The organism is Flavobacterium sp. HNIBRBA15423, assembly GCF_052655965.1.
Map to the genome: position 1 here is coordinate 526,080 of NZ_CP199751.1, position 12,317 is coordinate 538,396.

12 protein-coding genes are annotated in these 12,317 nt (G+C 29.5%); 3 read left to right on the forward strand and 9 right to left on the reverse strand.

The window, feature by feature from the left end:
• Positions 1-6: 6 nt before the first annotated feature.
• Both ACULEV_RS02220 and ACULEV_RS02225 read right to left on the reverse strand, forming a co-directional pair.
• The gene (locus ACULEV_RS02220) at positions 7-1,362 is read right to left on the reverse strand and encodes a M28 family peptidase (RefSeq protein WP_445457059.1); all 1,356 of its coding nucleotides are present in this window, start codon (positions 1,360-1,362) and stop codon (positions 7-9) included.
• An 82-nt stretch (positions 1,363-1,444) separates the two neighbouring features.
• Positions 1,445-2,647, reverse strand: coding sequence for an aminotransferase class I/II-fold pyridoxal phosphate-dependent enzyme (locus ACULEV_RS02225; protein WP_445457060.1), 1,203 nt, complete (start codon positions 2,645-2,647; stop codon positions 1,445-1,447).
• A gap of 149 nt (positions 2,648-2,796) precedes the next feature.
• Here ACULEV_RS02225 and ACULEV_RS02230 point away from each other — a divergent pair, with 149 nt between their 5' ends.
• From ACULEV_RS02230 to lpdA, 3 genes are all read left to right on the forward strand, one after another.
• Positions 2,797-3,264: an Lrp/AsnC family transcriptional regulator gene (locus tag ACULEV_RS02230; RefSeq protein WP_445457061.1), complete on the forward strand. Its 468-nt coding sequence runs from the start codon at positions 2,797-2,799 to the stop codon at positions 3,262-3,264.
• A gap of 42 nt (positions 3,265-3,306) precedes the next feature.
• Positions 3,307-3,504 carry a hypothetical protein gene (locus tag ACULEV_RS02235; protein WP_445457062.1) on the forward strand — a complete coding sequence of 66 codons (198 nt, stop codon included), beginning with the start codon at positions 3,307-3,309 and terminating at the stop codon, positions 3,502-3,504.
• Between the two features lie 135 nt (positions 3,505-3,639).
• On the forward strand, positions 3,640-5,043 hold the full coding sequence (gene lpdA / locus ACULEV_RS02240) for a dihydrolipoyl dehydrogenase (RefSeq protein WP_445457063.1): 1,404 nt from the start codon (positions 3,640-3,642) through the stop codon (positions 5,041-5,043).
• A 70-nt stretch (positions 5,044-5,113) separates the two neighbouring features.
• On the opposite strand, the gene ACULEV_RS02245 is transcribed toward lpdA, so the two are convergent.
• From ACULEV_RS02245 to ACULEV_RS02275, 7 genes are all read right to left on the reverse strand, one after another.
• On the reverse strand, positions 5,114-5,488 hold the full coding sequence (locus tag ACULEV_RS02245; RefSeq protein WP_445457064.1) for a DoxX family protein: 375 nt from the start codon (positions 5,486-5,488) through the stop codon (positions 5,114-5,116).
• 137 nt (positions 5,489-5,625) lie between these two features.
• Positions 5,626-5,979 carry a 50S ribosomal protein L19 gene (gene rplS / locus ACULEV_RS02250; RefSeq protein ID WP_445457065.1) on the reverse strand — a complete coding sequence of 118 codons (354 nt, stop codon included), beginning with the start codon at positions 5,977-5,979 and terminating at the stop codon, positions 5,626-5,628.
• 165 nt (positions 5,980-6,144) lie between these two features.
• Positions 6,145-6,822: a tRNA (guanosine(37)-N1)-methyltransferase TrmD gene (gene trmD, locus ACULEV_RS02255; RefSeq protein ID WP_445457066.1), complete on the reverse strand. Its 678-nt coding sequence runs from the start codon at positions 6,820-6,822 to the stop codon at positions 6,145-6,147.
• 185 nt (positions 6,823-7,007) lie between these two features.
• A complete protein-coding gene (locus ACULEV_RS02260; RefSeq protein ID WP_445457067.1) occupies positions 7,008-10,484 on the reverse strand; it encodes a M1 family aminopeptidase in 3,477 nt (1,158 codons plus the stop codon).
• 4 nt (positions 10,485-10,488) lie between these two features.
• Entirely contained in the window at positions 10,489-11,364 is an 876-nt protein-coding gene (locus ACULEV_RS02265) for an ABC transporter ATP-binding protein (protein WP_445457068.1), read from the reverse strand.
• A 109-nt stretch (positions 11,365-11,473) separates the two neighbouring features.
• Positions 11,474-11,680, reverse strand: coding sequence for a helix-turn-helix domain-containing protein (locus tag ACULEV_RS02270; protein ID WP_445457069.1), 207 nt, complete (start codon positions 11,678-11,680; stop codon positions 11,474-11,476).
• 2 nt (positions 11,681-11,682) lie between these two features.
• A complete protein-coding gene (locus ACULEV_RS02275) occupies positions 11,683-12,198 on the reverse strand; it encodes a DUF2975 domain-containing protein (protein ID WP_445457070.1) in 516 nt (171 codons plus the stop codon).
• Between the last annotated feature and the right edge of the window lie 119 nt (positions 12,199-12,317).

Consider the following 12,317-nt stretch of genomic DNA (forward strand, 5'->3'; position numbering starts at 1 on the left):
TAAAAGCTATCTTTTTCTAAATGTGTCTCTTATGATGTCATTAGGAAATACTACGGGACTTTCATGACCATTTTTACCAACTGTTGCTACACCAAAATAATAGTTATCTATTACAATTCCATCTAATTCAAAAGAATTAACTAGACCTACAAATCGGCTAAATTCCCATTGAGGAGAAGTGGTTAATCTCCAGTATATTTTATAGCCTAATATGCTTTCGTCTTCATTTTTATCCCATTTTAATTTTACATTAGGTTTTACAATTCCACCTATTAGTACATTTTTTGGAGCTGGTGGTGCCCAAGCTAATGATGCCAAATTAATTGCATTCACTGTAGTGAGCTTTTTTGCATATTCAAAATTTACTCCTTCTAAAACATCACCATATTTTACGCCGTTTTCTTCCCTAATATTTTGATGTTGACGGTTATAATTTTCATGCGCTTCCATAATTCGAATTCCAGGAAAGCCTAAGTCATTAAAAGGACGATGATGACCACCTCTTCCAAAGCGATCCAGTCTGTAAATCATCATCGGGTTCATTTCTGGCATGTATATTTTTGTTATTCTTTCTATATAACGAGCTAATTGCCTTGATATTCCGTCAACTTCTCCACCATAGAAACGTCTCATGTTTCGTTCTTTTTCTGTTTCATTAGCGGGTGTTGGCTCAGAAAATATTCTAAAAGTTCGATTGTCGATTACACCATCAACTCCTTCTATGTTGCCAATCATATCATTATTTAGAATTCCTATAATTTCCCAGTCTTTATCTTTAGCATAATTAGCAAATCCTTTTCCTCCAAACAATCCTTGCTCTTCTCCTGAAAGACCTAAATAAATGATGCTGTTTTCAAATTGATATTTTGAAAGTACTCTGGCAACCTCAATTGTTCCAGCCATTCCAGAAGCATTGTCATTTGCTCCAGGAGCATCTACTGTGAAATCCATTGTATCTGAATTTCTGCTATCAATATCACCACTCATTATAATAAATCGATTGGGATATTTTGTTCCTTTTTGAACGGCAACTACGTTTACAATCCAAGTGTCTTTTGGAATACGCTCTCCATCATTTGTGGTTACATAGTCTTTTTGGTAAAAAACATCCAAGCAATTTTTGCATTCTTTTGAAATAGATTCAAATTCAGATTTTATCCATCTTCTTGCTGCTCCAATTCCTCTAGTTTTAGAAATAGTATCGCTAAATGTATTTCTTGTACCAAAATTGGCTAATGTAGTAATGTCATTTTTTATTCTTTCAGATGATATTTTATTGATTATATCATAGATTTTAAAATCTTGTTGTGAGTAAGTGAATAATGTATAATAGAAACAAAGGAATAGAATTGTCTTTTTCATTAAAGTACTTTCTTTCAAAGATAAAAAAAATCCAAATTACAAGATTTGTAATTGGATTTTATAACATGTAATTAGTATTTTATTATAAAATGTTTAATTCTTTCATACACATTTTCATCATTTGATACGTTCTTTCAATATCATTGTCTAAACCTATTGAAAAACGAATTAATCCATCTGTTAAGCCCATTTCTTTTTGTTCTTCTAAAGGTATTTCTGAAGAAGTTGATGTTCCTGGTGCGCTAAATAACGTTTTGTAAAATCCTAAGCTTACCGCTAAGTAACCTAGATTCCTTTCTTGCATTAATTCCATTAATTCATTTGCTTTTTCTAGAGAACCTACGTCTATAGTCATCATTCCACCAAAACCATATTCTGGATTAATCATGTTTTTGTAAACTTCATGACTTGGGTGACTTTTTAAGCCTGGATAAACTGTTTTAAGTCCGTCTTGCTCAAATTTTTCAGCTAAATAGGCTGCATTATAGCTATGTTGTTTAATTCTTAAATGTAAGGTTCGTAAATTTTTCATTATACTTGCACTGCGCATACTATCCATTGTTGGTCCTAAAAGCATACTAGCACCAGAATTCACATTTTTTAAATCATTTATAAATTCTTGAGAAGCACAAATAACACCACCTACAGTGTCACTACTTCCGTTAATGTATTTTGTAAGAGAATGAATAACAATATCAGCACCTAATTGTATTGGAGAAACTGATAAAGGGGAGAAAGTATTATCTACAACTAGTTTTAAATTATGCTTTTTTGCAATTTTTGATAGACTTTCTAAATCTGCAACTTCTAATAAAGGATTACTAACAGTTTCACAATATATGACTTTAGTATTTGGAGTTATGGCTGCTTCAACTATATCTATTTTGGTAATATCAACAAATGAAGTTTGAATACCCATTCTAGGAGCAAAATTTTTCAAAAAAGCATAAGTTCCTCCATAAATTGTTCTACTTGAGACAATGTGATCTCCATTGCTACATAGTTGTAACAGAGTAGGGGTAATAGCACCCATTCCAGAAGCTGCAACATTTGCAGTTTCGGTACCTTCCATTGCAGCTAATGCTTTGTCTAAATAAAGATTGCTTGGAGAAGAATGTCTAGAATAAAGATAACAACCTTCTGCATTTCCTTCAAAAGTATCGAACATGGTTTTTGCGGAAAGAAATGTATAGGTTGAACTGTCAGATATAGATGGATTTACTCCTCCAAATTCTCCAAAATATTGTAAGTCTTGGATGTTGTCTGCTGGGTTGAATGAGTTCATAGTTTCGTTTTTTAAAATTTTTATCAAAGTTGTTTAAACTTAATTTAATTTTCAATAGAAACTGCTTTATTTAGAATAAATAACTATAAAACTATTTTTATATAGTTTTATATTCTATAATTTGTTATTTTTGATTAAAAATAAATAAAATGAAACTAGATAATATTGATAAGAAATTATTAGAGTTATTACAAGCTGACACAAAAAAGACAACTAAAGAATTGTCTATGAAGTTAAATTTATCTGTTACAGCTGTTTACGAACGAATTAAAAAATTAGAACGTGAACATGTTATACAAAAATATGTTGCATTACTAGATAAATCAAAGATAGAGAAAAATTTTGTGGTTTTTTGCCATATAAAACTAATACAACATAATATAGATTTGATTGCTCAATTTGAAAAAGAAGTAGTTAAGTTAGATGAAGTTTTAGAGTGTTTTCATGTAAGTGGTGATTATGATTATATTTTAAAAATTTTTGTAAAAGACATGGAAGCATATAGAGAGTTTATGGTTACTAAATTAACTACTATTCAGCATATTGGTAGTACACATAGCACTTTTATGATTGGAGAAGTAAAAAATACAACTATTTTTAGATTAAATAATAATTGATTTTTGTATATTAGCTACTTAAACAAATAAATAATTTTAATCATGAAAAGTAAGTTTTTAAACATTAAAGGAGTAGAAGTTCTTTCTAAAGAAAATCAAAAAAATATTTTAGGAGGAGTTAGTGGTCCTTACGATTTATCTAAATGTGGATGTTCTTGCAGTGGTTCTGTAACTGGTCCATTTTATTGTGTTCAATTTATTGCATGCCCGCAAGTATATACTTGTAAAGAAGAAATTTAATTCATTTTGTGAATAAATATGAAAAGTCTGTCATTGTTTGGCAGACTTTTTTACTTTAATAATATTGAAATTATATCGAAAAAGGATTTATATTTCCTAATTTTGTGCTTTAAAACAAATCAAAGATAATATATTATGAGTCAATTTGATGTAACCATTATAGGGTCTGGTCCAGGTGGATATGTATCAGCTATAAGATGTGCCCAATTAGGATTTAAAACTGCGATTATTGAAAAATATGCTTCTCTTGGAGGTACATGTTTAAACGTTGGTTGTATTCCTTCTAAGGCTTTACTAGCTTCTTCTCATCATTATGAAGAATTACAACATTTTGCAGATCATGGAATTGAAGTTTCTGGGGATGTAAAAATTAATTTAGAGAAAATGATTGCTCGTAAACAAGCAGTTGTGGATCAAACTTCAGGTGGAGTTAAATATTTAATGGATAAAAATAAGATTACGGTTTTTGAAGGATTAGGTTCTTTTGAAGATGCTACACATGTGAAAGTATCTAAAAAAGATGGTTCTTCCGAAGTAATTGAATCTAAATATATTATTATTGCTACAGGTTCAAAACCGTCTAATTTACCATTCATTAAATTAGATAAAGAAAGAGTAATTACTTCTACAGAGGCTTTAAAGTTGCCTGAAGTTCCTAAACATTTAGTGATTATTGGAGGAGGAGTTATTGGTATAGAATTAGGTCAGGTATATTTACGATTAGGAGCACAGGTTTCTGTTGTAGAATACATGGATAGAATTGTTCCAGGAATGGATAGCTCTTTGTCTAAAGAATTGACGAAAGTATTAAAGAAACAAGGAATGAAATTCTATGTTTCTCATAAAGTACAATCAGTTGAAAGAAATGGTGATGTGGTTACCGTTAAAGCTGAAAACACTAAAGGTGAGATTATTTCTTTAGAAGGAGATTATTCTTTAGTTTCTGTAGGTCGTCGCCCTTATACTGATGGTTTGAATGCAGATAAAGCTGGTGTAAAGATTACTGATAGAGGAATGGTTGAGGTAAATAATCATTTACAAACCAATGTTTCTAATATATATGCAATTGGTGATGTGATTCGTGGAGCAATGCTAGCTCACAAGGCAGAAGAAGAAGGAACTATGGTTGCTGAAATTTTAGCAGGACAAAAACCACATATCGATTATAACTTAATTCCTGGTGTGGTTTATACATGGCCAGAAGTAGCTGCTGTGGGTAAAACAGAAGAGCAATTAAAAGAAGAAGGTGTTACTTACAAATCGGGAAGTTTTCCATTTAAAGCATTAGGAAGAGCTAGAGCGGGTGGTGATACTGATGGATTTGTAAAAATATTAGCAGATGCAAAAACAGATGAGGTTTTAGGAGTTCACATGATTGGTGCTCGTTGTGCCGATTTAATTGCTGAAGCTGTAACAGCTATGGAATTTAGGGCTAGTGCTGAGGATATTTCAAGAATGTCTCACGCTCATCCTACATTTGCAGAAGCAATTAAAGAAGCAGCATTAGCTGCTACTGATAATAGAGCTTTACACGTATAATCCTAAAGATTTCAAAATAGTTTAAAATCCAAATTCTTAAAATTTTAAGAATTTGGATTTTTTTATAAGCTTAGGCTTTTATGATTTCTTTATAACTATTCCAATGTGAATAGATTAAAAATAAGTTTCCTAAAAATAAAATTAAAGCTATAGGTAAAGCATCTTGTGAAGGAAAAATATTTAATAATAAGATATTTAAAGATACTGGTAATAAAACTAAATTAAATAATTTGACAAATTTTCCAGATACATACGATAAACCTACTAATAGCTCAACAGTTTTAGCTAATGGCATTAGGTATTTTGTTGCCATAAATCCAGTAAAAACAGTTGCCATATCACCTGTTGGAGCTGGTTGTTCTCCTATTGGAAAAAAGTAAGTGATAGATGCAAAAAGTAAAAATAATCCTAAAAGGATGCGAATGATAATTGTTGCTATTCTCATACAATAGTTTTTTAAGGTTAGTATATCAAATATACTTAAATAAATGATTTCTTTTTAAGTTTACGTTTGTTTGAAAAAGTGTATAAAAAAAGTCGCAATATTGTTGCGACTTTTTTATAATTCTCAGAAAGAGAAGATTATCTTCTTCTTTTTTCTTTAATTTTTGCTTTTTTACCAGTAAGTTCTCTGAAGTAGAAAATACGAGCTCTACGAACTTTACCTCTTTGGTTTACCTCAATTTTTTGTAATGCTGGCATGTTAACTGGGAAGATACGCTCAACACCAACAGCACCAGACATTTTACGAATTGTAAAAGTTTCAGTCATACCAGAACCTCTTCTTTGGATTACAACCCCTTTGAAGAACTGTGTTCTAGTTTTTTCACCTTCTTTGATTTCATAGTACACAGTAATTGTGTCTCCAGAATTGAACTCTGGGAAATCTTTTTTTGTAACGAATTCGCTATTTACGAAATCAACTAAATTAGCCATTTTGTATAAAATAAATGTTTGATTTAGAGCAACATACACGTCTTTCGCTAGAGGTTGATCCAAATGTGGGTGCAAATGTAAAAAATAATTATCAAATATAAATTATCAATTATCAATTATTTTGTTTTTTGATGAAAATCTAAGTCTTCACACCGTTATCTTTTACTAATCCTCTAACAAATCAGGTCGTCTATTCTTAGTGTGTTCGTATGCTTTTTGTTCTCTCCATTTTTCTATTTTTGGAAAATTCCCACTTAATAGAATATCTGGAACTTTCATGCCTTTATATTCAGCGGGTCTTGTATATATTGGAGGAGAAAGTAAATTGTCTTGAAAACTATCTGTTAAAGCAGAAGTTTCATCACTTAAAACACCAGGAATCAATCGGATAATCGCATCACAAAATACAATAGCGCCAATTTCACCTCCACTCAGAACATAATCGCCAATAGAAATTTCTTTGGTAATATGCAAATCACGTACTCTTTGATCTACACCTTTGTAATGACCACATAAAATAATAATGTTTTCATACATTGACATAGCATTGGCCATTTTTTGATTCAAAGTTGAACCGTCTGGTGTCATATAAATGATTTCATCATAAGTTCTTTCTGATTTTAAATGAGTAATGCAATCATCAATAGGCTGAATGTTCATTACCATTCCAGCACCACCACCATATTGATAATCATCTACACTCTTTTGTTTATTAGTAGTGTAATCTCTTAAATTATGAAAATGTACTTCGACTAATTCCTTTTCGATAGCTCTTTTCATAATTGAACCTTCAAACGGACTTTTCAATAATTCTGGTAGAACAGTTATGATATCAATACGCATTTTGACTTTTGTTTCTGGTTTGATGTTTCAAGTATAAAACATTGGATGCAAATTTAAGTAACTTTAAATCTGAAACAAAAATAACTTGGAGTAAAAAACTAACCCCCAAAGCACTTTTGACTTTGAGGGTTAATTTATTTAATTCTATCTATAATTCCTGCTTGTTTTTTTCTGTTATAAATAAATCATTGTTTTATAGGAATAGTTTCATTAGTTCTCTTTATAAACCTTTGATTAGGATCAAAATATAGATTTAGTGGATTTTTATCTAAAATTATTTTAAAGTCAAGATTGTTTTTAAATGGAGTTGTTTGTATCGTTTTCTTACTTCCATCTATAAAGTGAAAAACTATTTCAACGGAGTCATTGAAAGATGTTTTTGTTTTATTTCCTTTACCATCTTCATAATATTTGTCTGCAAGGATATTGAAAGAGACTTCATATAAACCCTTTTTTTCTTTTACACTTATGTTTTCTGTTTGGAAATCATATATGGTTATTTTTTTGAATAAATCATCAATTTTCGAATGTAGCTTTTTATCAGTAATCGCATATAATTCATCAATGAAATCCGTAGATATTGGGTTTAGATTGGGATAAGTGTTTTTCTCTAGGAAATTTTTTAATGCTAAATTTATTTTTTGCTCTCCTATTATTTCACAAAGTTGATGCATAACTACTAATCCTTTAGAATAACAAATATGTGTATCATAATGATTTACTTTATATAAAGGTTGTTCTTCAGAAAACCCTCTTTCATTGAGATAGATGCCTAAATGTAAATTAACATTCTCCATGACTCTTTTTTTACCATGCATTTTTTCAACTAACATTAATTCGGTATACATGGCTAACGTTTCTGTTAACATAGTATAACCTTCTCTATCATCTGGATTAATTTGATTGTTTCCCCACCAAATATGTGATAGTTCATGACCAGCTAATTCATTAATAACATCTTGCTGTTTATCTGCTTTTATATTGGTATGAAATACTATATCTTCTGTCATAAAAACGCTAGTTGGGTAAGCTGTGGCTGCAAAACCTTTGGTAAATGATGATACTTCTGCGAAACGTATTGTTTTAAAAGGATATTTTTTAAAATTTGTTTCGCAATACTCTAATGTAAGTTTGATGTTTTTCAGTAAATGAACTACATTTTCATGGTGTGAAGGGTGATAATAGACTTCAATTTTTCTGCCCTTATGGGTAGTTGTTTTTACAGCATATTTTGCTGAAGAAATAGCAAAACGAAATGGAATAGGTGAGGTGGTTTCATAAACAAAATAATTTCTGTTATTCTCTTTCCATTGTTTAGTTAGTTCTCCAATGCCAATAGCTGTTTGATTTCCTTCAGTAGAAATAGTCATTTTTAAGTTGATAAAATCGTCAGCAAGTGCTTTTGGTTCTTCAATTTTACGGATTTGAGTAGTTTCTGGAAGTTGAAACTTTTTCCTATCTTCTTCTTTTTCTAATTCTTTTTCAGATAAATATCCAAATTGAGGATAATAACGACTAATTCGCATGAAAGAACCATTTTCAATAATTGAATTAAAAGATTTATGTCCATTAACTGGAAACCATTGATATGCTAAGATAAAATCAAATTGAGCCTTTTCTTTTGGTAATAAGGGTTTCTTTAATTTTATTATCTCATATTGATTTGTTGTATTATATGCTTCTTTATTGTGACTTAATATGGCTTTCTTAATAGAGAAACCATCATCAAAATTTATCAGAATTTGATAAATAGGTTGATTGGTTTTGTTTTGAATAGTATAAGTTCCTATTATTTTATAAGCGTTTTGCGTTGGAAATAAGGCTACATTAGTAACTACGTCAGTAATTGAAGGTTGCGGAATATTTTCAAATTTTCGATATAATTTTTCGTAATTAGCTAGATTTTCTAACTTCTTTTCTGGATTTTCAAACACAAAGCCATTGGTAAAAATTGTACCAGAAATATAGGCTACAATTAGTAAAAGTATTGATGGTAATAATATTCTTAATCTCATTCGTTTTATCTCCATACTAAATATAAAAATTAGTAATACTAGGGTTAAGCCAAATAGATTTCGCCAAGAGAAAGCAGAAAGATATGATCCATATTCATTCATATCGCTATAGATTCCTTTGAATGGTAATTGAATGCGAAGTAAAGGATGAATTAAAATTGATTTTCCTATTGAAGTTGCAGTAATAAGGATGAAAATAGATGATATTGTTAGACCAATATATTTGTTGTTAATCCATTTTTGAATGATACAAATAAATCCTGCACTTAAAATTAAAGGGAAACTAACAAAAACATAGATGCTAAAATAAGCTTTCCAATCAAAAATTACATAATCATACAAGAATTGGAAAAAGATACTTAGAAAAATCATTAACGTGCTTAGTGTTATAATAATTATTGAGAGTGAGAACCATTTTGAGAGAAGAATAGTGCTTTCGTATTGTGGAGTTGTATTTTCAATAAGGTGAAAATTGCTATTTCTGCTTCTCCAAATAATTTCGTGTGCATAGAAAAGAATGATTATTAATCCTGGAACAGGAAAACTATCAATAATAGTATTAGCCATTAATCCTGATGAAGCATATTTTTGAGGTAATCGAATTCCTTTTTCAATAGCTCCATAGATTTCCATTGAAACACTAAAAAGTAATCCAAAACAAATTAAAATAAAAGGTATGCTTTTGGTTATGTAGGTAAGGTCTAACCGTATTAATGATAAAAGTGTTTTTAGAGTGGTTTTTCTGTTGAAAACTGGAAAAATTGGGTTTAATCTAACACTACTAATTTTTTTAGAATCATTTATTTCTAACTTCTTTTTTCTTGCATTCTTTTCAGAAGTGGTAAATGAAAAAAGTTTAAAAGCTATAAATAAGAAAAGTATTGAAATGCCTAAAGTGCCTAGTCTGTTTACCAAAAATAAATCAGTTGGAAATAGTAAGTTGGTGTTTTTTTGAAGAATGGTGTAAGTATTTGTTTGCATAAAGAAACCAGAAAGTCCAAAAGGATCTAAAATAGCTGATGCTTTCATGGCTACTTCCGATTGTGGCATTGATTTAGCCATTAATGGAGAGCCAGAAAAGAGTAACATCACCATATATAAAATATAAATAAACAAACCTGAAATATAGGTCATTAATTTATTTTGAGATATCCAACTAATGCTACAAATTATTGCACTACAAAATAAAGTGTTAATAAAACCAAATAAAAAGAGAGGTAAAATATAAAATGACAAATATAAATTAGAATAATTTGATTCATTCAATTTTAATGATTGTCCAATTCCAAATCCTAATATGACAAGTGTTAGAAAGAAGAAACTTAATCCAAAAATTAGAATAAAGCGATTCCATAAATAGTTTATTTTAGTTATTGGAGTTGCATATAATATCAAGTTAAAATTGGCTTCTTTTTCTTTAAATAAAATTTGAGATGCTAAAAGTGTTGTGAAAAGAATACTTAAAAGACTAAGAAATCCTATCATATAAGCAATCGTATAGGACGAATTCTTATAAATATCTGGACTAAGTGAAATGGAAAATGTAGAGCCTGCAAGTATTCCTGTTCCAATTAGAAAAACTATTACTATGTAGAATCCTATTTTCTTAAAATAAGATTGTAACTCAAAATGTAATAAGGTATTCATACGATTATTTATTTTGATTTAGAATAGAAAAATAGACATCTTCAAGACTAGGATGTATCGATTCAAAACTCTCGTCAGGTTTGTTTTCCGCTTTTACATGAATAGTTGATTTGCCCATGTTTAATTGCTTTAAAACAATATCGTATTCTTGCTCATACTTACTAATCTCTTTTTTATCAATAGCTTTTTGCCATAATTTTCCATTTAAGGCATCTATAAAATCATTTGGTTTTCCTTGAGCGAGAACGGTTCCTTTTTCAATAATAGCCATTTGTGTACAAAGGTTTTTAACATCTTCTACTAAGTGAGTCGAAAGAATAATAATAATGTCTTCACCTATTTCATTTAGTAAATTATTGAAGCGATTTCGTTCTTCAGGATCAAGTCCAGCAGTGGGTTCATCAACAATAATAAGTTGCGGATTGCCTAATAAAGCTTGTGCAATGCCAAATCGTTGACGCATTCCTCCAGAAAAAGTATGCACTTCTTTATTTCGATGCAAAGTAAGATTTACTTTTTCTAATAAAGTACCTATTTGCTCTTTTCGTTCTTTCTTATTAGTTAATCCTTTTAAGATAGCAATGTGGTTTAATAAATCAGCAGCAGTAATTTTTGGATAAACTCCAAAATCTTGAGGTAAGAAACCTAATTGTTTTTTAATGAAAGAAGGGTTTTCGGTAATGTTAACATCGTTAAATAAAATAAAACCACTATCTGGACTTTGCAATCCTGCAAGGGTCTTCATTAAGGAAGATTTGCCAGCTCCATTTGGACCCAATAGACCAAACATTCCATTTGTAATATCTAGCGATATATCATTAATCGCTGTTACTCCATTTTTATACTTTTTTTGGAGATTTCTAATTTTTAAATTGTTCATTTTTTGATTGATTTTGATGATTTGTGTATTTCTTTTTGATTAAATTTTAAGCAAAAGAATTCCTGTCGACAATTGTTTTGTCGAAAAAAGAAACGATTTAAATGAGTTGTTATTCTGTTACAAATTCTAAAACATCACCTGGTTGACATTCTAAAGCTTTGCAAATAGCTTCTAATGTTTCAAAGCGAATACCTTTGGCTTTACCAGTTTTTAAAATGGATAAATTGGCTTGCGTTATTCCTAATTTTTCTGCCAATTCCTTACTTTGCATTTTGCGCTTAGCTAGCATAACATCTATGTTTACAATAATTGGCATATTTAAATAATTAAGTCTTGATCAGTTTGTAAATTTACTCCTTGCTGAAAAATAGAAGCTATAAAAAAGGCAAATATTCCAATAATGCAATGTGCAGCTATTATTGCAAAATAAGGATAATCTTCACCCGAATTGATACTTACAATAATGAAAAATAGTGGTGCTATTATAAGATTTATAATATAAAATCTTTTTAAATTTAAAACACCTTGATGGGTAAAAAGTTTTGTTTGTTTGAAAGTTTTAAATACGTTACTCAATAAATAAAAGAAAATACTATAAAAGGTAAGTATTGTAATCATTTCAGTAATATAGGAAAAGGTGTATTCGCTGCCTAAAATGAAATGCTTTTCGGTAAAAGGATAACAAACAGCAAAACGGTTATTCTCTAAAATTTTTAGAGAAGATAATTTAAAGATTGTTGACAAAGTAATATGAATAGTCGTAGCTAAATAAAAAATAGAAATTATTCTAACAAAATAGAATAAAAGAACAGAAATGATTCTAGTAGTTTTCATAAAACGAATAAATTATTACTGCAAATATATAAATAATTATTGTTTTACGATAAATAATTGTATATTTTTTGAGTTTGATTGACGATGTCTAGTAACTCAATTATACAATACCTTTATCT